24 protein-coding genes and 1 pseudogene are annotated in these 25,033 nt (G+C 62.4%); 8 read left to right on the top strand and 17 right to left on the bottom strand.

Annotated features, from left to right (window positions below; genetic code table 11):
- Positions 1-44: 44 nt before the first annotated feature.
- The 4 genes from AB7245_RS04990 to AB7245_RS04975 form a co-directional block, all read right to left on the bottom strand.
- Positions 45-1,319: a lactonase family protein gene (locus tag AB7245_RS04990; RefSeq protein ID WP_085403511.1), complete on the bottom strand. Its 1,275-nt coding sequence runs from the start codon at positions 1,317-1,319 to the stop codon at positions 45-47.
- A gap of 62 nt (positions 1,320-1,381) precedes the next feature.
- The gene (locus tag AB7245_RS04985; protein ID WP_085403510.1) at positions 1,382-1,963 is read right to left on the bottom strand and encodes a cytochrome P460 family protein; all 582 of its coding nucleotides are present in this window, start codon (positions 1,961-1,963) and stop codon (positions 1,382-1,384) included.
- Positions 1,964-1,987: 24 nt separating this feature from the next.
- Entirely contained in the window at positions 1,988-2,596 is a 609-nt protein-coding gene (locus AB7245_RS04980; protein ID WP_085403509.1) for a cytochrome P460 family protein, read from the bottom strand.
- Positions 2,597-2,843: 247 nt separating this feature from the next.
- Positions 2,844-4,382 carry an amidase gene (locus AB7245_RS04975; protein WP_085403575.1) on the bottom strand — a complete coding sequence of 513 codons (1,539 nt, stop codon included), beginning with the start codon at positions 4,380-4,382 and terminating at the stop codon, positions 2,844-2,846.
- A 222-nt stretch (positions 4,383-4,604) separates the two neighbouring features.
- Between AB7245_RS04975 and AB7245_RS04970 the strand changes: the two genes are divergently transcribed.
- From AB7245_RS04970 to AB7245_RS04955, 4 genes are read left to right on the top strand one after another with little or no spacing between them, the layout of a single operon-like run.
- Positions 4,605-5,222 (top strand): sulfite oxidase-like oxidoreductase, encoded by a 618-nt coding sequence (locus AB7245_RS04970; RefSeq protein ID WP_085403508.1) that lies wholly within the window; start codon positions 4,605-4,607, stop codon positions 5,220-5,222.
- Entirely contained in the window at positions 5,182-5,970 is a 789-nt protein-coding gene (locus AB7245_RS04965; protein ID WP_245344205.1) for a ferredoxin reductase, read from the top strand. Before AB7245_RS04970 ends, AB7245_RS04965 begins: the two co-directional genes overlap by 41 nt.
- A gap of 5 nt (positions 5,971-5,975) precedes the next feature.
- Positions 5,976-6,242, top strand: coding sequence for a DUF6510 family protein (locus tag AB7245_RS04960; protein ID WP_224517587.1), 267 nt, complete (start codon positions 5,976-5,978; stop codon positions 6,240-6,242).
- The gene (locus AB7245_RS04955; protein ID WP_144030811.1) at positions 6,208-6,501 is read left to right on the top strand and encodes a hypothetical protein; all 294 of its coding nucleotides are present in this window, start codon (positions 6,208-6,210) and stop codon (positions 6,499-6,501) included. Before AB7245_RS04960 ends, AB7245_RS04955 begins: the two co-directional genes overlap by 35 nt.
- 29 nt (positions 6,502-6,530) lie before the next feature.
- Here the strand turns inward: AB7245_RS04955 and AB7245_RS04950 are convergent, their stop codons facing one another.
- The 7 genes from AB7245_RS04950 to AB7245_RS04920 form a co-directional block, all read right to left on the bottom strand.
- Positions 6,531-6,941 carry a DUF2000 family protein gene (locus AB7245_RS04950; RefSeq protein ID WP_085403505.1) on the bottom strand — a complete coding sequence of 137 codons (411 nt, stop codon included), beginning with the start codon at positions 6,939-6,941 and terminating at the stop codon, positions 6,531-6,533.
- Positions 6,942-7,064: 123 nt separating this feature from the next.
- Positions 7,065-7,835 carry an SDR family oxidoreductase gene (locus AB7245_RS04945; RefSeq protein ID WP_085403504.1) on the bottom strand — a complete coding sequence of 257 codons (771 nt, stop codon included), beginning with the start codon at positions 7,833-7,835 and terminating at the stop codon, positions 7,065-7,067.
- 32 nt (positions 7,836-7,867) lie between these two features.
- Positions 7,868-8,842, bottom strand: a complete 975-nt coding sequence (locus tag AB7245_RS04940; RefSeq protein ID WP_439033917.1) for a zinc-binding alcohol dehydrogenase family protein — start codon at positions 8,840-8,842, stop codon at positions 7,868-7,870.
- 41 nt (positions 8,843-8,883) lie between these two features.
- On the bottom strand, positions 8,884-9,753 hold the full coding sequence (locus AB7245_RS04935) for an alpha/beta fold hydrolase (RefSeq protein ID WP_135214669.1): 870 nt from the start codon (positions 9,751-9,753) through the stop codon (positions 8,884-8,886).
- Between the two features lie 186 nt (positions 9,754-9,939).
- Positions 9,940-10,512, bottom strand: coding sequence for a helix-turn-helix transcriptional regulator (locus AB7245_RS04930; RefSeq protein ID WP_245344204.1), 573 nt, complete (start codon positions 10,510-10,512; stop codon positions 9,940-9,942).
- 706 nt (positions 10,513-11,218) lie between these two features.
- On the bottom strand, positions 11,219-11,833 hold the full coding sequence (locus AB7245_RS04925; protein WP_085403500.1) for a response regulator transcription factor: 615 nt from the start codon (positions 11,831-11,833) through the stop codon (positions 11,219-11,221).
- A 2-nt stretch (positions 11,834-11,835) separates the two neighbouring features.
- Positions 11,836-13,482, bottom strand: coding sequence for an ATP-binding protein (locus AB7245_RS04920; protein WP_161495883.1), 1,647 nt, complete (start codon positions 13,480-13,482; stop codon positions 11,836-11,838).
- 168 nt (positions 13,483-13,650) lie between these two features.
- On the opposite strand from AB7245_RS04920, the gene AB7245_RS04915 reads away from it, so the two are divergent.
- On the top strand, positions 13,651-13,848 hold the full coding sequence (locus AB7245_RS04915; RefSeq protein WP_135214668.1) for a hypothetical protein: 198 nt from the start codon (positions 13,651-13,653) through the stop codon (positions 13,846-13,848).
- A pseudogene (locus AB7245_RS04910) lies at positions 13,845-14,117 on the top strand (TMEM175 family protein); the annotation flags it as partial. The gene AB7245_RS04915 and the pseudogene AB7245_RS04910, both read left to right, overlap by 4 nt.
- A 283-nt stretch (positions 14,118-14,400) precedes the next feature.
- Here the strand turns inward: AB7245_RS04910 and AB7245_RS04905 are convergent.
- The 6 genes from AB7245_RS04905 to AB7245_RS04880 all read right to left on the bottom strand — a co-directional run bounded on the left by AB7245_RS04905 (position 14,401) and on the right by AB7245_RS04880 (position 18,105).
- Positions 14,401-14,913, bottom strand: coding sequence for a YkgB family protein (locus tag AB7245_RS04905; protein ID WP_085403497.1), 513 nt, complete (start codon positions 14,911-14,913; stop codon positions 14,401-14,403).
- Positions 14,914-14,932: 19 nt separating this feature from the next.
- A complete protein-coding gene (locus tag AB7245_RS04900) occupies positions 14,933-15,619 on the bottom strand; it encodes a sensor histidine kinase (protein ID WP_439033916.1) in 687 nt (228 codons plus the stop codon).
- A gap of 37 nt (positions 15,620-15,656) precedes the next feature.
- On the bottom strand, positions 15,657-15,911 hold the full coding sequence (locus AB7245_RS04895) for a hypothetical protein (protein ID WP_063980878.1): 255 nt from the start codon (positions 15,909-15,911) through the stop codon (positions 15,657-15,659).
- A gap of 135 nt (positions 15,912-16,046) precedes the next feature.
- Complete coding sequence (gene egtD, locus AB7245_RS04890; RefSeq protein WP_439033915.1) at positions 16,047-16,994, bottom strand: L-histidine N(alpha)-methyltransferase; 948 nt, start codon at positions 16,992-16,994, stop codon at positions 16,047-16,049.
- A gap of 89 nt (positions 16,995-17,083) precedes the next feature.
- Positions 17,084-17,707, bottom strand: a complete 624-nt coding sequence (locus tag AB7245_RS04885; RefSeq protein WP_439033914.1) for a sigma-70 family RNA polymerase sigma factor — start codon at positions 17,705-17,707, stop codon at positions 17,084-17,086.
- 32 nt (positions 17,708-17,739) lie between these two features.
- Positions 17,740-18,105, bottom strand: a complete 366-nt coding sequence (locus AB7245_RS04880; RefSeq protein WP_063980875.1) for a response regulator transcription factor — start codon at positions 18,103-18,105, stop codon at positions 17,740-17,742.
- A gap of 476 nt (positions 18,106-18,581) precedes the next feature.
- Between AB7245_RS04880 and AB7245_RS04875 the strand changes: the two genes are divergently transcribed.
- Together AB7245_RS04875 and AB7245_RS04870 are read left to right on the top strand one after the other, a co-directional pair.
- The gene (locus AB7245_RS04875; RefSeq protein ID WP_085403493.1) at positions 18,582-19,109 is read left to right on the top strand and encodes a YkgB family protein; all 528 of its coding nucleotides are present in this window, start codon (positions 18,582-18,584) and stop codon (positions 19,107-19,109) included.
- 314 nt (positions 19,110-19,423) lie between these two features.
- Entirely contained in the window at positions 19,424-25,000 is a 5,577-nt protein-coding gene (locus AB7245_RS04870) for a trifunctional serine/threonine-protein kinase/ATP-binding protein/sensor histidine kinase (protein ID WP_439033913.1), read from the top strand.
- Positions 25,001-25,033 lie beyond the last annotated feature (33 nt).

Raw genomic sequence — 25,033 nt, 5'->3', positions numbered from 1 at the left:
CGGCAATGCCGACCACGCCCGGACCTCATGTCGCGAAACCGGGATCAGAAACCCGCAAGACCCTGGGAGCCATTGTACGGGATCTTGACGCTGCCGATCTCCTTCAGCGAACCGTCCGGCTGGGTGCTGTAGCTGACCAGCTTCGAGGCGTTGCCGTAGATCTGATAGAGATAGGCGCCGTCCGGCGAGATCCAGCTATCGCTGGGACCGCTCGTCACGGTTCCGTTCAATCCCCTCGCGGTGCCGTCGCCGGGCACCTTCGGACACGCCGGATCGCACGCAATCTCCAGGCCGCTACCGTTGATGCGGTAGCTACTGATGTTGCTGTAGCCGAAGTTCGTTGCGTAAATCGTGCGATCATCGGGCGCGATGGCCAGCCAGCACAGCTCGGACGGCAGGCCCGCGCTGGTGTCGATCTTGACGAGCTGGCCGATCTTGATCGAGCCGTCCTTCTCGATGGTGCAAATGGAGCATCCGTCGCCGACGGCATAGCCGATCACGAACGTATTCGGACGCTGATTCAGGAACGCGATGTAGAACGGAGAACCGCCCTTCGCATCGTAGAACCTGGCCGTGCCGAGCGAGCCGTCCTTTTGCAGGGCGAACACGGCAAGGCCGTCCGGATCCGGTGCATTCGACGCAATCGAGTGCAACGCACCGCCGGCGCGCTGGACCCAGAGAATCGGCGAGCCGTCGGGATACAAGCCGGTGAGCGCGATCGGCTCATCGAAAGTGGTGCCGACAAGCACAAGCTCCTCGTTGGGCGAGACCACGACCATGGTGGAGACACGATTCCGCTTGCTGTACGTGTTCACCGTGTATCGCTCGGGCCGCGTCTTGAGCATGCCTTCGGCATCGACCGACATCAGCCGAAGGTGATCCGGTCCGAACGCGTGCAGCACGAAGAGGGTGCGCGTCGACGGAGCGAAAGCCAGCGATTTGGCCGTGCCGCTCCTGCCCTCGACCGGGTTGCCGGTCGACTTCACGTCGAGCAGCGTGAGACGACCGTCGCTCTCCAGGCGGAAGCTCGAAACGGAATTGTCTCCGCCATTGGTCGCAAACAAAAAGCGCCGATCGGATGTAATGATGACGCTTCCTGCACCCTCGTAAGAGTTGGGCGCGCTGTCCTGGCCGCTGATCGGCTTGAATTCACCGGAGCCGGCGCCGCCCGTCTTGATACGCGCGACCTCGGCCAGCTTGCCGTCCGCCTGCCGCGTGTAGTGGATAATGGCGTTGTCGATCTCATTGGTCTGGATATAGAGATGGCCAGTCTGCCCCTTCGACATTCCCATCTCGCTCGCCGTCGCTTCTTTAGCCATCTCTCGCTCCTTTGATGATTGGCTTTGGTAAATCGAATGACTTTCGGTGACCTGCACCATCGCTATGGCTTCAACGGAGGGTATCCATCGATGTAAACCCAGTCGGACGTCCGCACGGGCACATGGCACGCCTGGCATTGCGCCTTGTAATTCGTCGTCGTCGTTTTTGAACGATCGCCCGCGTCGAACCACGACCATCCCCAGCCGTCGCCCCACAGCGCGCTCTCCGGGTGACGGTTCGACGTGTCCTTCACCATGACGAACCATCCCTTCAAAGCATCGGCGCGGCTGACGGTGCCGGTCGTCATTTCCGAGGTTGCCGCCTTGAACACCTCCTTGACCAGCACCGCACCGTCCGGGAAGCGCCTGTCCTTCCGATAGGCGTCGATCACTCCCGGCGAGGCGTACACGACGTGAAGCTCCTTCGAGCCGTGAGTGTCGTCTGCCGCGATCGCCCAGCTTCCGAGGATCTGATAGGTCGTACGATAGTCATCGGGCACGTGCAGATGCCTGTCGCGGTCGGCGACACTCGCACCGGCCGAAACGCCATCCGCCGCATTCGCCGGCAGCTGTGATTGCCTGACCACGGCCGCGACCCCAAGGATCACGACGACGGCGACACAGGCGGCTTTGAGGATTTTCATGCCGATCTTCCGCCGATCACGCGGTCACCGCGCGTCCTTGTCGTCCAGCAGCGGATAGAACTGGGTCCAGACCTCATCCTTCTTGGCGTTGGCGATATGGCAGTAGGCGCACTCGTCCTTCGACTTCACCTTGGCCGTCGGCGCCTTCGGTTCGTGGTGATTGAAGTTGAAATAGCCCCACCCGTTGGTGTCGGCGAAGCGCTTCGAGTCCTTGACGGTCACGTCGGCGCCGTTCCACTTGCCCGGGAAGTAGCCACGTCCCGACGCTTCCGTTCGCGAGCCGTCGGCATTCTCCTGCGGCAACGTCAGCTGCAGCTCCTTGAACAGGATCGTCCCCTCGGGGAATTCGCCGGTCTTCTTGTAGATCGCGTACGAGCCCGGCTCGATATAGACGTTGTGGAATTCCGGGAAGTTCGCCTGTCCGCCGTTGAGGGCATTTGGCGTCAGCGGCGAGCCGACATAGACCCACTCGTGGAAATTCTTCGGCAGGAGCAACTGCCCGTCCGCGGTGTATTCCGGCAGATAGCGCGTATTGCTCTGGGCATTGCTATCCCTAAGCGATCCGAAGAACAGAATCGTTGCGACCGCACTGCCTACGATGACCGCCGCTGCTGCCTGGACTCTCACGCGCATTGTCTTCTCCCGCGACTGCGGCCGAACGCGCGAGGCGCCGGCACGATTGACCTGTCGAGAGATGACTTAGCCAGTCGCGGAAGATCCTGCGCGCTGGGGATTGCTTCCGCTTTGGCCATCTTGATGCATTCCGTGCCGAACCTGCGATCGGTGAAGAGGTTGACGCTGCGGAAGCAGGACGCGCGACCCCAATCGGCGCCGCGATCGCGGCGCGGACGGCCATGGAAGCGACCGAGAGGGTGCAAGGTCAGCGGGTGAGGTCTGAAAGCGGGGCTGTTCTCAGGGGGCGCTCGCGGCAGATCCGGTAGTTGTCCTGCCAGGGACGAAGCCGCTCGAAAGCCGCGCTCGCCGCCAGCACGTCGAAGTCGGCGTTTCGCCGACCTATGATCTGCATCCCGACCGGAAGCCCGTCGGACAGACCCGCCGGAATCGAGGCTGCCGGATGGCCCGTAAAGTTGACGAAGTAGGTCAGGGCCCATCCGATCAGAGGATCTATCTCGACACCATTGATCGACTTCGGCCCAGCCGTGTTGCCGTCGCTGGCGTTGTCGACCGGCGGGCACGCGACGGTCGGCGTGACCAACAGATCGAATCTTTCAAGGACGTTCTGGAAGGCATCGTAGACCTCCGACCGGACGGCCTGGTCGCGGAAGAAATCGAGCCCCGACATGCGATTGGTCTTCTCGACCCAATCCATGTATTCAGGCGGAAAGTCGTCGCGATGCTTGCCGAACAGATCGATTCCGTCGCGCTTCATGTTCTCGATCGCCTGCAGGTTCAGAAGCATGTAGAGACGCGACCAGACGTCGCTCAGCTCCCGTTGCGAGCGAACGATGCCGAGCTTCACCTCCTCGACGTGAGCACCGGCTTCCTCGAACGCCTGTACCGCGCGGCGGACCGTCGCCGCGACTTTTCCGTCGACCGGAAAGACGTCCAGATCCGGACTATAGGCAATCTTGAGGCCACGGATCGAACGACGGGTCGCCGCGGTGAAGTCGACGGGCGGCTCGATCAGGCTGAAGGGATCTCGCGGATCAGGGCCGGCAAGTACGTTCAACGCGATTGCGGCATCTTCGACCGTCCGCGTGATGGGCCCTTCGAACAGGAACGGAGAGTCGGCCACGCCGAACGCGTTGGGACGCACGAGGAACGGCACGCGTCCGAACGACGCCTTGTAGCCATAGACTCCACACCAGGCGGAGGGGATCCGTATCGAGCCGCCGGCGTCCGTACCTTCTGCAATAGGTAGCAGTCCATCGGCGACCGCCGCGGCGCTTCCTCCGGATGAGCCACCCGTGTTCTTGGCAAGATTGAACGGGTTGCGCGTGGGACCAAAGAGGTAGTTGTCGCAGGTGCCTCGGAATCCCATGAGGGGGCTGTTGGTCTTGCCGAGGAACACGGCGCCGCCACGCTTCTCCATGCGCTCGCAGAACACGCAGTAACCGTTCACGACGTGATGCTTGAGCGCGCGGATGCCGCCCAGGCTTGCAGGCCAGCCCGGCTTGAAGTCGAACAGATCCTTGAGCGCCGACGGGATGCCGTGCAGCGGTCCCCACGACTCGCCGGCAACCAATGCGCGCTCGGCCTCTTTTGCCCTCGCGCGGGCGCCGTCGAAATCGAGATAGACTAGCGCATTCAGGCTCGGGTTGCGCGCTTCGATGCGCCGGATGAACGCATCGACCACGTCAACCGGCGACAGATCACGTCGCCGGATGCGAGCTGCCAGTTCGTGCGCGGTGAGGTAAGCGAGTTCGTCGGAATGCAAGGGCTGGCTCACGCTCGACATCGTCTCCTCCTTCTGAACCACTTCAGGACGAAGCCGCATTTGACATTGAAACAGTTCTTGCCTGCGCAGCCGTGATTGCTTCGTCTTTCGCAATCTTGATGCATTCGCCGCGACGGCCATCGACAAGGCATCGCTCAGGGTTCATGTGCGCTGACGTGGGCTGCAGGTTACGCCGACGCGCGTTGGCACATCCTGCGCGTCACCGCACAAGGGCACGCTTCCATGGACCGACCTCCCGTTTCTCGCGGCTTCAAATCCAGGCGACAGACACCCGAAGCCGCCCGGCTGCCACCGGGTCAGTATCTGACGACCGACTTCCCGGTGCTGTCCGCCGGACCCACGCCGGATATCCGTGTCGCTGACTGGAAGATTTCGCTTCAACTCGGCGGATCGTTGCTGGGGAAATGGACCTGGGACGAATTCGAGGCACTGCCCCAGACCACGATCACGGTCGACATTCACTGCGTCACCAAATGGACGAAGCTCGGCACGGTCTGGCAGGGCGTCAGCTTCGACGATCTTCTGAAGGTGGTCGGGGTGAGCGAGCCGCCGAACGCCTATGTCATGGCGCATTGCGACGGCGGATACACGACGAACCTTCCGGTGACCGACCTGGTCGCGGGAAAGGCGATGATCGCGACCCGCTATGAGGGCCTGCCGCTCGCCCCGGCGCACGGCGGCCCCGCGCGACTCCTGGTGCCGCATCTCTACTTCTGGAAGAGCGCAAAGTGGCTGCGAAGGCTCCGCTTCATGCCCAAGGACGAGCCCGGGTTCTGGGAATCGCGTGGTTATCACAATTATGGCGATCCCTGGCGGGAGCAACGTTATGACGGCGATTGATGCGCCTCTGCAGCAGCCCAGGATCGCGTGGCAGACCGGTCGCGTGCAGGCCATCGTGGCTGAAACAAGCCGGGTGAAGAGCATCATCCTGCAGCCGGCCAACTGGTCCGGGCACTGGCCCGGCCAGCACGTCGACATCCGTCTCACCGCCGATGACGGCTATCAGGCCGAACGAAGCTACTCGATCGCATCGCCCCCGGAAGAAAAGCGGCTCACTCTCACCGTCGAACGGGTCGAGGACGGTGAGGTGTCGTCCTATCTCCTCGACGAATTGCAGGTTGGCGACGCTCTCGAATTTCGGGGACCCATTGGGCGGCATTTCATCTGGAGCCAAACGCGCGGTGGACCGATTTGCCTGGTCGCGGGCGGTACCGGGATTACGCCTTTGATGGCCATGTTGCGCCACCGCAGGAGGTCGCTCGCACGCATACCGGCATCATTGATCTATTCGGCACGCAGCCTTGCCGACGTCGTGTATCGGGATGAACTCGATACGATGGCTCGCGGCGATCGCGACCTCCGCCTGGTCTATGCGCTCACCCGCGAGCATCCGAGCGACTGGAACGGACATCGGGGACGGGTCAACGAGGCGCTGCTCGCAGAGAACAGCTTTACGCGCGAGCAGAATCCCACGTTCTTCATTTGCGGTCCCACCGGGTTTGTCGAGGGCATCTCGAGCATGCTCGTGAAGCTCGGCTTCGACCCTCTCGCCATAAGAACCGAGCGTTTCGGGCCAACAGGAGCATGATCGCCATGGCAGACAACATCGCCGACCTCATTCTTGGCGGTGACCCCGGCACACACTTGCTTCAAGAAGCCTTTGCCTTTGACATCACCCTGACGAAGATCCGGTGCGCGGCATGCAACACCGTGTCCTGCCTTGGCTCTCTCGCCGTCGACGGCGGGCCGCTGGAGGCGCTCGTCAAATGCGCCGATTGCGGAAGCGATCTGATGAAGGCGACGCGCACTCAGAGGGGATGTGTCCTTGAAATGCACGGTGCCCGGCACCTGTACTTCTGAATGCCGCGCCCGATCGCCCGCCAAGCCCCGAAATCAAAGACCCGCCATGCACGGTGAAGACATCCACCTCGCTGAAATCGAGCGCCAGATTGCCGCCACGGCGGCGAAGCTTCGCGAGCTGATTGAACAGTCCGCCTCACATCTCGCCGCGATGAGCGAAGAGCTTGTCGGCCAGCGAATTGACGATCAGGCCGCACGGCTCGAGATTCTGATCAGGCGCCGCGACGAGCTCCTCAGAGCCAGATCCGGCGAAGACTGAAAAGGACGGCCGGGGCAGATCGGGAAGCGTCAGCCGTGAAATTTCAACCCGTCGACGATCTTGTCGATCACCTTGCGCTCGGCGCGCATGGAAATCCCAACCAGATTCAGGTCTGTGCGGGAAACGGCCTTCACGACTTCGCGGTTGGCGGCATCGTGAGTGGTCGTGAACATGTCCTCGGTATAGAGCCCCGGCGTCACCCCGCGAGACAGTGCGCGATCGAGCGCGCGTGACAGCGCCGCGCGGTCGGCGCCATAGATCAGGATGGGCTGGCCGATCAGCGGCAGATATTTCGTCCCGGAGCCGTCTTCGTAGGGGTCGCCGATGCAGGCCGGAAAAGCCGCCGCGATCCCGCCGGCGAGGAAAGAGGCCACGTTCAGCTTCTGCCACGGCTCAAGGTCGGTGCGGACCACGACCGCGATCTTGGTGTCAAATTGCATGACGGATTTATCGCTATTCCTCAGCGCTCGCGAAGAGCGAAAGAGCCCTTACTCCATGCTTGCGCGCATCGAACGCTTTTGCAAGTGGGCCACTTCCGCGGACGCCCTTCGGGTGCAAACCGATTATATCGATTTCACCTCGCCGCCGTCCATCCGCAATGCCGAGCCGGTCATCCAGCGCGCGCCGGGCGATACGAGGAACGCCATCAACTCGGCGATCTCTTCCGGCTCGCCGTAACGCGCGATCCCGGCGTCCTTGGGAAACTTCGCCGTGGCTTCCTCGACGGTCATGTTGTGCAGGGGCGCCCAGTGCTCGAGGTAGGAGCGGCGGCGGCCCGTCATCACCGGCCCCGGCAGGACGCTGTTGACCTGGACGCCATCACTGATTCCCTTGTCGGAGAACGCCTTTGCCAAGGCGACGATTGCAGCGTTGATGGTGCCGACCGCGGCATAGGGCGCCTTGGGGAAAGAGGCCGAGTTTCCCGACATCAAGACCACCGCCCCCTTTGCGGCCATGAGCGACGGCCAGGCGGCGATCGTGAGCCGCCGGGCGCCATGCAGCTTCAACGCCAGTCCGGCGTCCCACTGTGCCTCCGTCGTCTCGAACAGATCGACCTGAGGTACCGCGCCTGCGATATTGAGCAGGGCATCGATCCGGCCGAACGCCGCCAAGGTCTGGTCGACGACAGATTGAGCGGCACGAGGTTCGGCCAGATCGGCGTCGATCACCAGCACCCCGGCGCCGGCGGCCCTGACCGCCTTTGCGGTGTCCTCGAGATTGGCGCGGTTTCGTGCGACCAGGGCAAGCGCCGGGAAATCGCGCGCCAGGCGCACCGCGGTCGCCCGGCCGATTCCCTGGCTCGCCCCCGTCACGATCGCGACTGATTTCGACATATCAACCCTCCCCAATACCAAGCTTGTAAATATCAGTCGCGAACGACGACCATCTTTCCGACCGCCTCGTTCGCCTCCATGACGCGATGCGCCTCGCGAATCTCGTCGAAGCGAAAGACCCGCGCCGGCTTGACGTCCAGCCGGCCGGCTGCGGCGTCGGCGGCGATTTCCCTCAGCGGCACGTCGGAGAGCGGGAACCCGGGCGTGCCGAACACGAAGCTACCGAAGAAGGTCAGGTAGACGCCGCTCGGCATCTGCAGCAGCGGGTTGAAATCCGGAATCGGATCAAGCCCGCCGAGCCAGCCGGCGAGACAGGAGCGGCCGCCGCGGCGAAGCATGGCGAGGGAGTCGAGCACGACGCTGTTGCCGACGAGGTCCAGGACTGCGTCGACCTGCTTCGCCTCGGGCAGATGCTTTGAGAGATCGCGCCGTTCAATTTCGCACCGCGCGGCTCCGAGCTTCTCCAGCATCGCAAAGCGCTCCCGGCTGCGCGTCGTCGCGATGACCCGCGCGCCGGCATTGACCGCGAGCTTGAGTGCCGCCTGACCGAACGAGGACGTCGCTCCGCGGATGACGAGAAGCTGACCTTTCGCGAGATCGAGATTTCGAAAGAGACAGGTCCATGCCGTCGCGAAGGTTTCGGGGATCGCTGCGAGCTCGGCCCATGGCAAATCCGCATCGATCGATGCGACATTCGAGACCGGCGCACGCGTGTATTCGGCGTAGCTGCCGTTGATGGTCCGGCCGAGACCGCCCATCAATGCGGCCACCTTTGCGCCCACCGGAAATTCGCCGCCCGGGCACGACTTCACGAGACCGACGCATTCGATACCGCTGATCGGCGCCGCTTCGGCCCATTCACCCCGGCGCATGTGCATTTCCGCATGATTGATGCGGAATCCCTTGACTTCGATGACGGCATGACCGGGCTGCGGCTCCGGCTCCGGAACGTCCCGATAGACGAGGCTGTCCAGGCCGCCGAATTTTTCAAGGACGATAGCGCGCATGATGGCTCTCCTGACGTTTCTCGCGGCGAGGGAAGCGACCGTTACCTATTCGAATTCAGCTGGCCAAGAAACTCACCGATCGCCGCTGCGATCTCCCGCGCGTGAGTCTCGAGCGCAAAGTGCCCTGTGTCGAAGAAGCGCACTTCGGCGCCCGGCATGTCGCGCTGAAACGCCGTCGCGCCCGCCGGCAGGAAAAAGGGATCGTTCTTGCCCCAGACCGCCAGGAAGGGCGGCTTGTGCTTGCGGAAGTAGGCCTGGAATTCCGAATACATGGCGACGTTGGTCCTGTAGTCGCCGAAGAGATCGAGCTGGACCTCGTCCGCGCCTGGGCGCTCGAGATAATGGTTGTCCAGCGTGTATCCGTCAGGGGAGACCAGGGAGACGTCAGGCACCCCGTGGGTGTATTGCCAGACCGTCGTCTCCGGCGAAAGGAATGATCGCAGCGCCGCCCGATTCACTTGCGATGCATCTTGCCAGTAAGCCCGGATCGGGCTCCAGCCTTCGCTCAATCCCTCCTCATAGGCATTGCCATTCTGCGAGATGATGGAAACGATGCGTTCGGGATGTCGAAGGGCCATCCGAAAGCCCGTCGGCGCGCCATAGTCGAAGACGTAGAGCGAGAAACGGGCGAGTCCGATGACTTCCGTAAATCGTTCGATCACCTGCGCCAACGCGGCGAACGTATAGGCAAAGCTCTCGGGGGCCGGCATGTCGGACTGGCCGAACCCGGGCAAATCCGGCGCCACCAGTCGGAAGCGATCCGAGAGCGCCGGGATCAAATCGCGGAACATGTGGCCAGCGGTCGGAAATCCGTGCAGCAGCAGCAAGGCGGGCGCGTCAGCCCGACCAGCCTCCCGGTAAAATACGTTCAGTCCGTCCACGTCCGCCTTGCGGTATCGAATGCTCGTCATTTGTGGTCCCTCCCTCGACACCTGTTGCGCCCGGTGAAATCGATGATCCGATGGCGGCCGATCCGAGGCGGTCTCACCTGGACATTCGTGACTCGGGACGATCCGGTTACAGACTCCCCGGGGATTTCTGCCCGTACGAGACGGCCTGTCGCCTCCTCTGCCCGATCTATCGCCCCTCGGATCTATTCATTCGAACTCCCTGCGATAGTCCGTAGGAGTCCAACCCGTCGCTTTGCGAAAGGCGGAGCTGAAGGAGCTCGTTTGCGCATAGCCCAGGCTGAGTGCGATGTCCGTAATCGATACCGCGCGATCCGCCAGCCGCAGCTTGGCGAACTCCATGCGTCGCTGCACCTGATACTGGTAGGCCGGGATTCCGAACGACTTCTTGAAAGCGCGGCAGAAGTGGTGAACGCTGAGCCTGACGAGCTCGGCGAGCGTGAGGAGGCAGACCTGTTCTCCCAGATGCCCCTCGACGTACTCGACCACGACACGCTTCTGCCAACCCGCGAGACCTCCACGACTGACCGCTGCCGGTTCGCGAACAACATCGTGATCAGACCTGGAAAGCTCGTGGGCGAGCACGCCGCAGAGCGCCTCGAGGTAAGGCGCGCAATTCGTCTCTGCGCTCTCGATCGCCTTCTTCAATTTGGAGGCGGTCTCCCAGACCAGCGGATCCTCGAAGTATATTCTTGGCGCGAGCCCGGCCGCGCCGTCGTCGGACTTGTGAAACGCGGCGGGATCGAAGTAGAGGAAGGTCACCTGCGCCGACGAGGCAGTCTCATGCCATTCCCGATAAGCGCGTCCCGCCGGGACAAAGGTCAGCCTGTGCTCGGAGCCTCGCAGCTTCGACGAGCAGAGGCCATCGATTGAGGTCTCACCGCTTTTCCGCGCTCCCTCGTTGTACAACGCCAGGAGATGTCTCGATCCCTGAAAGCGAAATTCAATCCTGTTTCCGACCGGGAGGTGAACGCTCTCCGAAAACCACCAGCGCCAGCCGATCCCAAGGCGCTTCACCGGCTCGGAAGGCGTTATGCTGACCGTCGGATGAAGCGCCGCGTCGGACGGCCTGGAAGACAGTGTCTCGTCCACCGGCCGGATTGGCGAAGCGGAGACCGCCATCCGTGGCGTGGTCTCACTCGAATTTGATACGTACATCCCCATCGTCGTCGCCCTGTTCTGTGCTCCGGATGGCCGCGTCCAATCGTCAACGAATTTCTGCACGGAGGAGATGCCCTGATCGCCTGGATACGGGCGTTGAAGCCGCAAGCTGCACGTGGCGTTACCTCTCCGGTCAAGGCGCGCTGCCAACGCCGGCTGGCAGCACCGCACAGGGGCAACATGCTTTTCATCGCGCTGGCGGACAATCTCACGCTTGTGCTGTTCCGGCCCATACTTAGGTATGGGTCGCGTGCAGGGACGGCGCCGAGATGATTCAGCACGAGATGCCAGTCCCGGAGGCGAAGCTTCAGCCCTGGAGTTGGAGCGCTTCGGCCATTCGCACGAGCATTGCCGCGGTTCTTGCCCCGAGCTTCCGCATCACGCTGCCACGATGCATCTTGACTGTCGCTTCGCTGATCGAGAGCTCGCTGGCGACCTGCTTGTTCATCAGACCGGATGCCACCAGCGTCATCACTTGCCGCTCGCGCGTGGTCAGCAGTGCAAACTTCTCCTGCAACTGCGCCAGGTGCGCGCTGTCGTCGCGCCGATCGATGTCCTTTCGGATCGCGGCCGTGATCGCATCGAGAAGATCCTGATCCCGTATCGGCTTGGTGAGAAAATCGACCGCCCCCAGCTTCATGCCTCTTACCGACATGGGAATGTCGCCAAAGGCGGTCATCAGGATCACCGGGATTCCGACATTGATTTTCGTCAGGTACTCCTGCAGCTCCAAGCCACTCGTGCCGGGCAATCTGACATCGAGCACCAGACACGCAGGGGCGTCAGACAGTTCAACCTTCAGGAAGTCCGAAGCAGATCCGTACAGGGCGACCTTGTAGTGCAGGGACTCGAGCAGGTCGCCAAGGGACTCGCGAACCGCGCGGTCATCGTCGACGATATGAACAACGCCGGAGGGAGGCATGTCTACCGGCTTTCCGACGTCTGAACCGCCTGGCGAAGCGGGAGAGCGAAGGTGAACTTCGCTCCGCACCTCCCGTTTTCTTCCACCCATAGCTGTCCTCCGTGGAGTTTCACTATCTTGCGGCAGATCGACAGTCCCAGACCGAGTCCCGCTCCCTTCGTCGTATAGAGCGTCTCGAAGACCCGCTCTCTATCAGCCGGGCTGATGCCGCCCCCCGTATCCGCGATTGCCACGGAAATCATACCATCGGCGACCCCCGAAGAGAGGGCCAAAATGCGGTTCCCGTCCTCGACCCCGGCCATGGCCTCGATCGCATTGCGCACGAGATTGAGCGCGACCTGCTGGACCTGAACACGGTCTGCTTCGACACGCGGCGATGATCGATCGAAGTCGGTACGGACGATGACCCCGGCCCGCTCGATTTCCCTGTTCGACAGAAGCAGAACCTCCGCAACCGCATCGTTGATATCGAACTCGGCAAAATGGACCTGCGTGCCCCGCACCAGAGAGCGGACCCCGGTCACAACCTCCGCAGCTCGACGCGCCTGCCTGATGATGCGCGCGACCGATTTCCGGGCCTCCCCGGCTTGAACGGGATCCCGGGCGAGCCATCGGAGGCAAGCTTCCGCGCTCATGATCATGCCCGTCAGCGGCTGATCGATCTCGTGAATGATCGAGCCGGCGAGCTCGCCAAGGGACGTCAGACCCGTCGCCCGCGCAAGCTCGTTTCGCGCGTCGGCGAGAGCCTGCTCCGCCGCCTTCCGTTGCGACACATCCGTGATGATGCCTTCCAGCTCGAGGTCTCCCGTGGGCCCCTCATCGAATTGCCCGACGGCCACGACATGCAACGTCTTGCCGTCCCGGTGAACCACCCGGTACTCGTGGGTGAATGGCGACTTTGTGCTGATCGCCTCGGTGAGGTCCTGCTCCAGCGCGGGATAATCCTCGGGGTGGACCCGGCTCCTGAACACCTCGAAGGGCACGGGGTTTACGTCCAGGTCGATATCCAGGATGCGGTAACATTCGCGCGATCCGCGGGAGAGCAGGGTCCGCGTGTTCCAGCGATAGCTGCCCATCCCGCCGATCTGCTGACCTCTGACCATCCACATATTGGTCTCGCGCAGCGCCTCGAACAGGCGGACGGATTCGAATGAGACGGCGGCCTGATTGGCCAGCATGGATGTCACCCAGACGCATCGCGGCGTGAAGATCTCCGCATCTCCATCCGCTTCGAGATAGAGAACGCCGATCGCCCAGTGCTGGTGAATCAACGGCAGGCACAGCTGCGCTATCTTTCCAGACGGCGGGTTTGCGGGATCGATCAGTGCCGAGCTCTCCGCGCCGGCTTGCCTCACGACCGTTTGCTTTCGATCGAGCACCTGTTCGGCAAGGTCGCTCGGCAGGCGGAATTCGGCGTGCGGCGGGAAGGAGGCAAGGAAGTTCGCCCTCTCGCGCGGGAAGCTCGCATCGGCCTTGGCAAGCAGCTCTCGTTGCCCGCTGAGCAGGATCGCCCCCCGACTGGCCCCGGAGTAGCTCAGCGCCTCCATGAGGAGAGCCTTGGCCAATCCCTGATAGCTGATTTCTCTCGAGATAATCTGAAACGCCTTTGCGACCAGATCGAGTTCGTGCGTCTCGTTATCAAGCCTCATACCGAGATGTCTCGTCGTGAAAATCATTTCCAGACGTCTCGACGCATCACCCCGCCGCTTGCGTATCGAGGGGTGGGACGAGAGCGCGTCAGTACGCCGCAACATGTAACGGGACTTGCGAACGTTGCCAAGTTTGGTCGCGAGAGCCGCGGTTCACGAGCCCGCGCCATGCACGTCGTTGCGCATTCGCCCGATTTTTTCGAAGCAGGTGTAACCGATGCGACGTTTGCTCCGAATGTCTACGAAAGTGCGGAGCAGCGGCATTGCGCCCCGCTGGCCGTCGGCATGACTCGCTTGCCGCTCAGCCTTAATCGGGGCGCCGAGACACTGCCGCGCAGGCCTGCATCGGCAAGGAAACAGGAATGATGACCGCGGACTCTCCGAAGACAGAACGCCTGAATGCCCTCTCGGACGCGGTTTTTGCAGTCGTTATTACAATTCTCGCCCTGGACCTGCGCCCGCCGCACGCTCCGAGCCTCGATGCTCTGTTCGAACTCTGGCCGACCGTCATCGGCTACGCAGTCAGCTATCTCTTCATCGCCATCGTCTGGGTGAACCATCACCATCTTCTGCACTATGCCAGCGCGGCGACGCCCCGATTGATCTGGGGAAACTTCGCTCATCTGTTTTCAGTATCGCTTCTGCCGTTCTCGACAGCCTGGATCGCGAGCTCAAAGCTGGCGCCCCTGCCCGTCACCGTCTATGCCGGCGTATTCGCCCTGGTGAACGCGACCTATCTGCTGCTGTGCTGGGAAGCCGTCGACCGGCCGGCGATCGAGGCGATCCCGGACAAGGCGCGCATGATGATGCGGATGCGATCCTTGACCACCCTGTTCGGCTTCCTCGCCGCGGCGGCCGTCTCGTTGCACTATCCCATTCTCGCGCTGGCCATGATCTGCATCTGCCTTGCCGTGTATCTCAAGCCTCAGGTCGCAGGACACGGGCCGCATCCTGCTTCAGCAGATACAACGATACCGCAAGCAGCACGACATCCTTCATCAGGAACGGAACGTTGCCCGTCATCGCCGGAAAGCCGCCTGCAGCAGCATCCCAACCGTCCGGCATAAACGGAATGATCGTGACTGTTGCGATGAAGGTGCCGGTCGATCCAAGGGCGCCCAGAATGCCGAGGCGCTTGCTCCAGAAGCCCGCGAATATCAAAGCACCAACGGTCCATTCGGCGACGCCGAGGAACCAACTGGCACCTTGATGGCCGAAAGCGGGATAGAGCCACCAGATCAGCGGACCGTTGCTGATGAAGGGGTCCAGGCGGTCCGCCTCGTACGCCCACCATTTCTGGTAGCCGAAGAAGAAGAACAGGATCACCATCGACGCCCGGACGATGTGGTAATCTAGGTCACCCGCAAGCAGCCCCGATATCGGCAGCCTGCTTGCGAATGATTTGCGCGGGGCACTCGCCAATGTACTCATGGTGTCGATCCTCCTGATCCTAACTGACAGGCCCTTGCGTGGTCAGCGTCTGACCGAGATCGATCAGAAGCCGGCAGACAAGACCGCCGGGCGCGAAGTCGAGATCGACCTGCGCGCCCGGCAGGGCCCTTGCGATCAATTGCGTGCCAAAGCCTCTGCGTTCGGGCTTGGTCACAATCGGTCCGCCGCGCTCGCGCCACTGGATCGCAAGACCTTGTCCGCCGAGATAGGGCGGGCTTTCCCAGATCACTTCGACGGCTCCTGCCGTCGATGTCAGCGCGCCGTACTTGCTCGCGTTGGTAGCCAGCTCGTGAATGATGACGTGCAGCGCCAAGGCGATGTGCGGCTCCAGCGTGAGGTCCGGCCCCGCGAGCAGAATGCGGCCTCTGTGAAACATCGCGTGCGGCTTGAGCGTTCGCTCCAGCATCGCCGCGAGGGACACGCGCTGATCTCCCGCGGATTCAATCATCCTGTAGGCGTCGGACAGGGTCGCGATCCGTGCCGAGAGCGCCTCGCGAAAATCGGCGGTCGTATTCGCATCGGTGTTGTTCACGAGGCACAGAACGATGCTCAGGATATTGCGCATGCGATGCTGCAGTTCCCTGACGACAAGCTCAAGCCCGTCATCCCGGATCGGGGCGATCCGCTCATAGTGCGCGCACCCGCTTCCGCCGTCGTGGAACGAACCGGTGACAGTGTGCCTCATGTGCGGACCTATCGCTGTTTGCTGAACCGGATTTCGATCAACACCCGCGGCAGATTTTCAGCTTCTTGTCGAGATCTGCGTCCAGACCTTCCAGTTTCCGGTTGAAGTCGGTAATGCGCTTCTGCAACGCATCCTCGGCGACTGAATTCGGCATGAATTCATTGCCGCGCGGCTGCACCTGGACGGTCTCGGCCGGGCTCGGCGCTTTCGGCGACGGCGCCGGGAGCGGATCTGCCAGGGCGGTTAGAGGAATGGCGGCGAAGCTCAGGATGAGGGATGAACGGAGTTGCATGGTCGCGCCTCAACGCAGTTGATTGCCATGATGACGCGCACATTATGCAGCATGTGTACGAGCCTCGCTGTTCGTGGATTGCGCCGATTGAGGCGATATTGTTGGAAATGATTCCGTTTGCGCCCCCGATTCATCCTAGGGTGCCGCCGGCGCGGGCCTTTGCTCCGCGAGAATGACCGAGAAGAGCCCGCTGTCGTCACTCCAATCGGCGACGGGATGCCATCCGCCGGCCTGCAGCAGGACGAAGGCATCCCTCCGCCCGTATTTGAGGCTGTTCTCCGTGTGGATGGTCTCGCCCTTCGACAACGAGAAGACGCGACCGTCGACCTCGAAGCGGACGTCGCGCGTGGCTTCCAGATGCATCTCGATACGCGCCTCCGCATCATTCCAGCGCGCCAAGTGGCGAAACGCGCCCAGGGGAATCGAGCCGCCCAGCTCGCGGTTGATCCGGTGCAAGAGGTTGAGATTGAATGCGGCCGTCAGCCCTTGCGCGTCGTCATATGCTGGCAGGAGAACATCCTGATCCTTGATACGGTCGATGCCGATCAGCAGCATCGATCCGGCCCCCAGGGTCACCGCCATCGCCCGCAACAGGTCGACCGCCGCAGGCACAGTGAGGTTTCCGATCGTCGACCCCGGAAAGAAGCCAAGGCGCGCAGTCGAGGCAATCTCGTCCGGCAGCGCAAAGGGATAGGTGAAATCGGCCTCGGTTGGATAGATCGGCAGTCCCGGGAATGCATGCGACAAGCCTACCGCAACCTCCCGGAGGAATTCGCCCGAGATGTCGATCGGCACATAGGCGGAAGGCTCCGTCTCTGCCAGCAACAGTCGCGTCTTTGCCGACGAGCCTGAGCCGAATTCTATGACTGCGCGGCCCGGCCCCGCGAGCGCGGCGATTTCCGATGCTGCGGACGCAAGGATCGATCGCTCGGTTCGTGTCGGGTAGTATTCGGGCAGCAGCGTGATGGCTTCAAACAGAGCCGATCCGCGGCGGTCATAAAGCCATCTCGCCGGAATTGCCTTTGGCGCGAGGCTCAGCCCTTCCATGATGTCATAGCGGAACGCCGCCGTCAGGTCGGCCACCGTAGATCGCATTTCGTTCTGGAGTTGAAGCAATTTCGGCTTTCCTTCGCACGACGTCTCGGTCGGCCCGGCCCGCGGCCGCAATGACGTCAGGAGACCAATGTGGACAATTTCTTCAGGCCGCGATGGATATTGATCTTAACCAGGGCCGCCGACTGTCCGGTCGCACCGGCCGCTCGCGCGATGCTCAGACCATTGAGCTTCACGAGGCGGATCACGCTCTCTTGCGCAGGCTTCAACCGCCCAAGCAGCTGGTCCAGCGCGGCAGCGCTGATCGCGGCACCTTCGTGATCCTCGATTGCGATGTCTTCGTCGAGCGCGAGCGCGCTGTAGCGAGACGCATCGCGCACACGATCGACCCATTTATAGCGGGCAATCGCCGTGACCCAGGCGCCGAAGGGCTTCGAGGCCGCAAACGTGTGGCGTTTCGCGTGAATGGCCAGGAGCACCTCCTGCCTCGCATCGTCGGCGGCGGGATAGGGAAGCCGGCGCGCGTAGTAGGCCCGAAGCCACAGATCCAGCTCCCGCAGCAATCGCTCATATGCGTCTCCATCCCCTGCTCGCGCCGCAAGCAAGAGCCGGCCCCATCGCTCCGAACAATCGTTCCATCTCTCCCAACGGGCCGCCTTTCGGCGATCATGTCGCGGCGAATCCGTCTCCCCCCGGGGTCGTGCACGCCCGGGCTCGTCGCCGCCGGACGATTGCGTCGCCATAGAGGACGAGATGTCGTCATCCGAGAGCGCTTTCATCTTCGAAGGCTCCTGTCGAGACACTCAAGCAGCGCGCTCGTTTCGAACGGCTTTCTGAGAAGGCAGAATGCGCCGATCGAGGCCGCTTCGGCGTCCAGCTGCTTGTGAGGAAGCGCGGTAATGAGAATCACCGGCGCTCCGACCTTCTGCTGCTGGAGCTCGCGAACGAGGTTGAGCCCACCCATTCCAGGCATGTGAACGTCGGCAATGATGCAGTCGAAGCTGAACCGGCCGGCGTAGCTCAGCAGCGCTTCGGCCCTGTCAAACGGCTCGGAGCGGTAGCCGATCGATCGCATCAGATCCACCAAAGACAGGCACAGGGCCTCGTCGTCATCGACGACACCTACGTAAGGGACCTTCACCTGACTTACCCTCGCAAGACGCGATCATCATCGAAACGCGATCGCAACACGGGCGATTGAAGCGCAAGCCGCTCTCCAGTTGACCAGGCGGCTGCTGTCGTGACGTTCGATGCTTGTTCGCGAGAGGCACATGTTCGGTCTCCCCAACTGAGGAAAATCCAGTAGCTGCGCCAGGATCGGTTGCGCATGTCGGCCTCGAGCATGCGTTCGGTGGGCGCCTCCGGCAATCTCGCGATTGTGATGCACAGACCCATACTTTGGTATGGGTTTGCGGCGCCAAGAGCGAGCCACCGAGGGCGACGCGATGTCAGGCCACGCCGATCCCGACCGCCTGCGGCCGAACAGCGCAAGTTTGAAAAAAGCACGATAATCCGCGCACAGCGCGTTCTTCGAAGCTTGGCTACCGTTCAGATCACGACAGACGTCGACGCCGCCCTTGGCGCCAATCCGCGACCTCGAGGATGAGACGACATCCGATGGACCATCTCATAAAGAAACTGTCCGAGCTCGATCTGGTCAGAGGCGATTTTGACTACCATGCCACGCGTGTGGCGATGATCATCGTGTTCTTCGTCTTCAGCTGCCAGAAATGGTTCGACTACGAAGCGCACGCGTTGATTCCGTTCATCAGCAATGGTCCGCTGATCTTCTGGCTGTATCCGGTGTTTGGCGTGCGCGGCGCGGCCTACTTCCTGGGTTCAGCGGAATTGCTGTTTGGATTGCTTCTTCTGCTCGGCTTCTGGAGCAGAAGACTGGCGATCCTGGGATCGCTGGGTTCATGCGCGACCTATGTCGCCACCGTGACGATCATTCCGTTCTTTCCCGACGCCTGGGCCGCGCCGGCTGGCGGATTTCCTGCGGCCACGTTGCCGTTCCTCTTCCTCATGAAGGATGTGGTACTGCTTGCGGCTTCCATCTATCTGCTCAAGCGTGACCTCCTCCGGGCAGCAGCCGACGTGTCGCCGGCTCAGAACGGGATTGTTCGACAGGAAGCGATGCAATAGCGCCGGTTGGCAGGCGATCATGCAGAGCTGCGAGGGACGGACGCCAAGTTTATTCTCCACGTGAACGTAGGTTTGGGGCGACGGCTCATAGACCTTGACGCTGTCCACGCTGAACGGCCTTTCGAAGAATCCCGCAGTTTCCCCGCGCTCAAGCTGGATGCATCATCCGCGGTTGAGCGGAATTGCCGATCAGAGCGCATCGGAACAACTCTTGTCGGTGACGCTGGATCCGAACGGAATGTGGCCCATACCACGACTCCGATCCCGGCTATTGTTGGGGATTGGCGTTGGGAGTACGTTCCCGGACGGGACAGGTGAACACCTTTCCCTCCTTTTCAATCGACTGGCCGGCTAGTTCCGGAGTCCGGCAGATGCACGTATCCTCGCGGGTATCCACGAATGGCAATGCCGGTCTCAAAGCGTCATGGGACGACGGCGAGCGCGTCTTTTGTCGCGAATGGCGCCGGGGCGCCGATGGCGATGTCAACAGTGTCCTGACCGTTAGGGCGGCTGCGGAACATCCGCCGGCCGCGGTCCTCGACCGGCTCGCCCATGAATACGCCTTGCGCGACGAGCTCGATGGGACCTGGGCCGTACGGCCGCTGGAGCTGATCCGCGACGGTGGTCGAACCTTGCTGATATTGGAAGATCCCGGCAGCGAGCCGCTCGAGCAGTTGCTCGGCGCGCCGATGAAGCTGGACCATTTCTTGCGATTGGCTCTCGGCATCACCACCGCCGTCGACCAGCTGCATCGGCAGGGCCTGGTCCACAAGGATTTGAAGCCGGCCAATCTTCTGGTGAGCGGAGCAGACGAGGTCAGGATCACCGGATTTGGCCTTGCATCTCGCCTGCCGCGCGAGCGACAGCAGCTCGAACCACCGGAGACCATGGCGGGCACGCTGGCCTACATGGCGCCCGAGCAGACCGGCCGCATGAATCGGTCCGTGGATTCCCGCAGCGATCTGTACGCAATCGGCGTGACGTTCTACCGGATGCTGACGGGCGTACTGCCGTTTACCGCGGCCAATCCGATGGAATGGGTGCACAGCCACATCGCGAGACGTGCCGTTCCGCCCGCCGAACGAGTCAATGGTGTGCCTTACGCCGTGTCGGCGATCATCATGAAGCTCCTCGCCAAGACGGCCGAGGACCGCTACCAGACCGCCGCCGGTCTCAAGAGCGACCTCGAACGGTCGCTCGCCGAGTGGGAAGCGCAGGGACGGATCGATGATTTCGTCCTCGCACAAACCGATATACCGGACCGCCTGCTGATTCCCGAACGGCTCTACGGCAGGGAGCACGAGATCGAGGCGTTGCTCACCTCGTTCGATCGCGTCACCCGGAGCGGCACGCCCGAGTTGATCCTGGTGTCCGGCCCCTCCGGTATCGGCAAGTCCGCTTTCGTCGACGAAATGCAGAAGGCCTTGGTCCCGTTGGGAGGCTTCTTCGCCTCCGGCAAGTTCGATCAGCACAAGCGCGATATGCCTTACGCGACGCTCGCGCATGCGCTTCAAGGCCTTATCCGAGGCCTCCTCGCCAAGAGCGATGCCGATCTGGCACCCTGGCGTAACGCACTGCACGACGCGCTGGGCCAGCTCGGTCAGCTGATGTTGGATCTCGTACCGGAGCTGCGGCTGGTGATCGGGGATCAACCACCTGTCCCGGAGGCCCCCCCGCAAGACGCACAGCGACGCTTCCAACTCGTCGTTCGACGCTTCATTGGCATCTTCGCCAAGCCTCACCATCCGCTCGTGCTTTTCTTCGACGACCTGCAGTGGCTCGACGTGGCCACACTGGATCTGATCGCGTTTCTTCTGAACAGATCCGACCTGCAAAATCTGCTTCTCATCGCCGCCTATCGACGCAAGGATGTCGACGTCAAACATCCGCTGGCACAACGGCTCGTCGAAATTCGCGCCTCCCGTAAACGGGTGCGGGAAATCGACCTGGCACCCCTCACCCGCGCTGCCGTCGAGGAATTCACCGCGGATGCACTTCACTGCGAGCCGGCATACGCCATGCCCCTGGCGCAGCTGATATACGAGAAGACTAACGGGAATCCGTTCTTTCTCACGCAGTTTTTGCGGGCACTGGCCGAAGAAGAACTACTGGCCTTCGATCATGACAAGCGACAGTGGCACTGGGATCTCGAACGCATCAAGGAAAAAAGCTACGCCGAAAACGTCGCGCGTCTCATGGTCGGCAAGCTGAGCGGTTTGCGCGACGAGACACGTCAGGCCCTGCTGGAGCTGGCCTGCCTGGGCAACAGCGCCGAGATCGCAATGCTCTGCCTCGTGCACGGAGCATCGGAGCAGACGCTGCACGCGGATTTGAAAGACGCGACGCGTCTCGAACTGGTCCGACGCCTCAAGAGCTCTTACGCGTTCGTCCACGATCGCGTGCAAGAGGCCGCTTATGCGCTTCAACCGGACCAGGACAGGCGAACGGCCCTGCACCTTCGGATGGGTCTGGTCCTGGCAGCGCAGCTGACGCCCGACGAAACCAACGAGCGCGTCTATATCGTTGCCAACCAGCTGAACCGCGGCATCGCCGCTTTGACGAACGGCGCGGAACGCGAACAGGTCATTGCCGTCAATCTCGCCGCGGGCCGGCGCGCGCGAAATGCAACGGCTTACCATGCGGCGGCAACCTACCTTGAAATCGCCCGCGAACTGCTCGGAGAGGAAGGGCGTCCGCGGTACAGCCGGGACGCCTTCGCGATCGGCCTGCTCCACGCCGAATGCAAATTCCTGCTCGGCGAGCTGAACACGGCGGAAGCGGAATTGACGGTCCTGTCGCAGAGCTGTTCGGACATTCAGGCGAGCGCCGAGGTCGCCAGACTCCAGGCGCAGCTATACACCACCGCGGGACAGCTCGAGCGCGCGGTTGACGTTTGCCTCGCATTTTTGCGCAGAACCGGGATTGACTGGTCTCCTCATCCCAGCCGCAGCGAGGTGGACGAGGATCGGCGACGCCTGCGGAGCTTGACCGAAAAGCTGTCCGACGAGCAGCTTCATGCGCTACCGCCGATGACCGATCCGGATCATCGTGCGACCATGGGCGTCCTGGCCGATCTCCTCACGCCTGCGTTTCTCACCGATCGCAACCTCTCCGACACCATGCTCTTGGAGGCCACTCGACTGACGCTCCAGCACGGGACCAGCCCTGAAGCGTGCTACCCGCTGACCGCCATATTCGGCGTGCTCGCGAGCAATTCAACCGATGCCGAACTTGGATTCCGGCTATCGCAATTTGGCGCAGCCCTTGCCGACAGGCAGCCGCAGACAGGGCTGAGCGGCCGGGCGCTTTTGGTATTCGGCCTTCACGTGACCCCATGGATTCTCCCGATCCGATCGGGACGGCCGTTCATTCGGCGCGCACTCGCAATCTGCTTGACGACCGGAGATCTGGCATTCGCGGCGTATTCGCATCGCGGACTGATATCGGTGGATCTCTTCTGCGGCGATCCGCTCATGGACGTCTGCTCGCGCGCCGAGCGGTCTCTGGCATTCGCCGAGGGTCTGGGCGTCCGATTGGCTGCGGAGGGCCTCATCAGGCAACGAGATCTGGCGCAGAGCCTTATGGGGCGCAATGGCCGGAATGACTTCGAGAGCCCCGCGGCGCTTCAGCCCTCGGATGCGAGCGAACCGATAAGCGCCTTCTTCTACTACGCGACGCAAATTCAGATCGAAGTCATTGCCGGACGTGACGATGTCGCGATTGCCCTCGCCGCACGCGCAGAAGCGCTCTCATGGTGCGCCCGCTCTTATTCGGATTTCACCGAATACCGGTTCTACACGGCGCTCGCTCATGCCGGGGCTTATCACGCATCACGCCCCGAGGATCGCGAGCGGCGCCTCGGCGACCTCCGGGAACACCACCGCAAGCTGACGGTCTGGTCCAACCGCTGCCCCGCAAACTTCGCCGCCCGGCAGAAGCTCGTCACGGCGGAGCTTGCGCGCATCGAAGGTCGCGAACTCGAGGCGGAACAGCTGTACGAGGAATCGATCCGATTGGCGCAAGAATCCGGCTTCGCGCAGATCGAGGCGATCGCTGCGGAACGCGCGGCAGGGTTCTACGAGGCGCGCGGCATTCGAACGGTCGTTCTTTCCTACCTGACAAAAGCGCGCGATTGCTACGCGCGCTGGGGCGCCGAGGCGAAGGTGAGCCAGCTCGAGAAACTTCATCCCAACCTGCGGGAGCGAGGATCCGCGCTCAGCACCGCAGGCACGATCGGTGCACCTGTCGAACAGCTGGACCTTGCGACGGTTCTCAAGGTGTCGGAGGCTGTTTCAGGCGAGATCGTGCTGGAGAAGCTCACGGAGACCCTGCTTCGTTCGGCCATCGAGCACGCGGGTGCGGAACGCGGCGTGCTGATTTTGCCGAGGGGTTCCGAGCTGAGAATTCGGGCGGACGCCGTGACTGGCGGCGGTTCGGTCGCTCTCGATCTCGCCGATTCACCGATCTCCGCCGCTGAAGTGCCGATGTCGATCGTACTTTACACGGCTCGCACCCAGGAAAGCGTCGTGCTCGACGATGCCTCGACGAGCAGCGCGTTCGGCGGCGACGAGTACATCCAGAAGAAGCACGTCCGGTCAGCCTTGTGCGTGCCGCTCGTCAAGCAAGGCAGGGCGGTGGCATTTCTGTATCTGGAGAACAATCTCGCCTCGCGCGTCTTCACACCCGCCCGGATCGCGATCCTCAAGTTTCTCGCATCCGAGGCCGCGACCTCGCTCGACAATGCCCGTCTGTACCGGGAGCTTCAGGAGCGGGAGTCGAGGATCCGCCGGCTGGTCGAGGCCAACATCATCGGGATATTCATCTTCGATCACACCCCCGACATTCTCGATGCCAACGACGCGTTCCTGAAGACCATGGGATATGATCGCGAGGATCTTGCCGCAGGCCGGTTGCGCTGGGCAGATCTGACGCCGCCCGAATGGCAGGAGCGCACCGACCGCGCCCGGGCCGAATTGAAGGCGACGCGGGTCGTCCACCCGTTCGAGAAGGCGTTCTTCCGCAAGGACGGCAGCCGGGTGCCGGTGCTGACCGGCGGAGCCCTGTTCGACGACGAACAGGAGCAAGGCGTTGCCTTCGTGCTGGATCTCAGCGAGCGCAAGCGCGCCGAAACCGAGGCACGCGAGAACGAGCAGCGTTACCGCGTGGCTCAGATGGAGCTGGCCCACGCCAACCGCGTGGCGGTGATGGGACAGCTGACGGCGTCGATCGCCCACGAGGTCAATCAGCCGAACACCGCCGTCATCGCCAGCGCGCAAGCGGCCTTGAGCTGGCTCGATCACCAACCGCCGGCGCTGGAGCAGACGCGCAGGGCGCTGACACGCGCCATCGAGAACGGCATCCGCTCCAGCGAGGTCATCGAGCGAATCCGGGATCTCGTCAAGAAATCACCGCCCAAACGGGATTCCCTGGCGATCAACAACGTCATCGGCCAAGTCATCGAACTCACGCAGGCCGAAGCGGCGCGGCACGATGTGTCGATCCAGACGATATTCGCCGATCGTCTGCCCAAGGTCATCGGGGATCGCGTCGAGCTGCAGCAGGTCACGCTCAACCTGATCCTGAACGCCATCGAGGCAATGAGCGAGACAACGGGGGGCAAGCGCGAGCTGTTGATCCAGACCGCGAGAGCGGATGCCGAGAGCATACGCGTATCGATCACGGATTCGGGACCAGGCTTGTCGGCGGAGGGCCTCGCGCGGCTGTTCGAACCCTTCTACACGACCAAGTCGGGCGGCCTCGGTGTCGGACTGTCGATATGCCGCTCGATCATCATTGCGCATGGCGGCAGGCTCTGGGCGACTGCAAACGAACCGCGCGGAGCCGTCTTCCAGTTCACTGTTCCGATCGATGACGGCTTTACGGTTGGTTGAATCATCTCGGCTGGCGTCATCACACCGCAAAAT

The organism is Bradyrhizobium sp. 604_D8_N2_3 (assembly GCF_051810765.1).
In the GTDB taxonomy this organism is placed as follows: Bacteria; Pseudomonadota; Alphaproteobacteria; order Rhizobiales; family Xanthobacteraceae; genus Bradyrhizobium; species Bradyrhizobium barranii.
Note: the sequence above shows the minus strand (reverse complement) of the source record. Positions and strands in the feature narration are given on the sequence as shown.

Bases quoted from the DNA above. Each gene is read 5' to 3' on its own strand.
- AB7245_RS04905 (WP_085403497.1), bottom strand. From the start codon at position 14,913: ATGAGTACATTGGCGAGTGCCCCGCGCAAATCATTCGCAAGCAGGCTG.
- AB7245_RS04980 (WP_085403509.1), bottom strand. From the start codon at position 2,596: ATGCGCGTGAGAGTCCAGGCAGCAGCGGCGGTCATCGTAGGCAGTGCG.
- AB7245_RS04965 (WP_245344205.1), top strand. From the start codon at position 5,182: ATGGCGATCCCTGGCGGGAGCAACGTTATGACGGCGATTGATGCGCCT.
- AB7245_RS04970 (WP_085403508.1), top strand. From the start codon at position 4,605: ATGGACCGACCTCCCGTTTCTCGCGGCTTCAAATCCAGGCGACAGACA.
- AB7245_RS04960 (WP_224517587.1), top strand. From the start codon at position 5,976: ATGGCAGACAACATCGCCGACCTCATTCTTGGCGGTGACCCCGGCACA.
- AB7245_RS04920 (WP_161495883.1), bottom strand. From the start codon at position 13,482: ATGAGGCTTGATAACGAGACGCACGAACTCGATCTGGTCGCAAAGGCG.
- AB7245_RS04990 (WP_085403511.1), bottom strand. From the start codon at position 1,319: ATGGCTAAAGAAGCGACGGCGAGCGAGATGGGAATGTCGAAGGGGCAG.
- AB7245_RS04925 (WP_085403500.1), bottom strand. From the start codon at position 11,833: ATGCCTCCCTCCGGCGTTGTTCATATCGTCGACGATGACCGCGCGGTT.
- AB7245_RS04985 (WP_085403510.1), bottom strand. From the start codon at position 1,963: ATGAAAATCCTCAAAGCCGCCTGTGTCGCCGTCGTCGTGATCCTTGGG.
- AB7245_RS04945 (WP_085403504.1), bottom strand. From the start codon at position 7,835: ATGTCGAAATCAGTCGCGATCGTGACGGGGGCGAGCCAGGGAATCGGC.
- AB7245_RS04915 (WP_135214668.1), top strand. From the start codon at position 13,651: ATGCACGTCGTTGCGCATTCGCCCGATTTTTTCGAAGCAGGTGTAACC.
- AB7245_RS04975 (WP_085403575.1), bottom strand. From the start codon at position 4,382: ATGTCGAGCGTGAGCCAGCCCTTGCATTCCGACGAACTCGCTTACCTC.
- AB7245_RS04895 (WP_063980878.1), bottom strand. From the start codon at position 15,911: ATGCAACTCCGTTCATCCCTCATCCTGAGCTTCGCCGCCATTCCTCTA.
- AB7245_RS04885 (WP_439033914.1), bottom strand. From the start codon at position 17,707: ATGGCGACGCAATCGTCCGGCGGCGACGAGCCCGGGCGTGCACGACCC.
- AB7245_RS04875 (WP_085403493.1), top strand. From the start codon at position 18,582: ATGGACCATCTCATAAAGAAACTGTCCGAGCTCGATCTGGTCAGAGGC.
- AB7245_RS04935 (WP_135214669.1), bottom strand. From the start codon at position 9,753: ATGACGAGCATTCGATACCGCAAGGCGGACGTGGACGGACTGAACGTA.
- AB7245_RS04900 (WP_439033916.1), bottom strand. From the start codon at position 15,619: ATGAGGCACACTGTCACCGGTTCGTTCCACGACGGCGGAAGCGGGTGC.
- AB7245_RS04940 (WP_439033917.1), bottom strand. From the start codon at position 8,842: ATGCGCGCTATCGTCCTTGAAAAATTCGGCGGCCTGGACAGCCTCGTC.
- AB7245_RS04950 (WP_085403505.1), bottom strand. From the start codon at position 6,941: ATGCAATTTGACACCAAGATCGCGGTCGTGGTCCGCACCGACCTTGAG.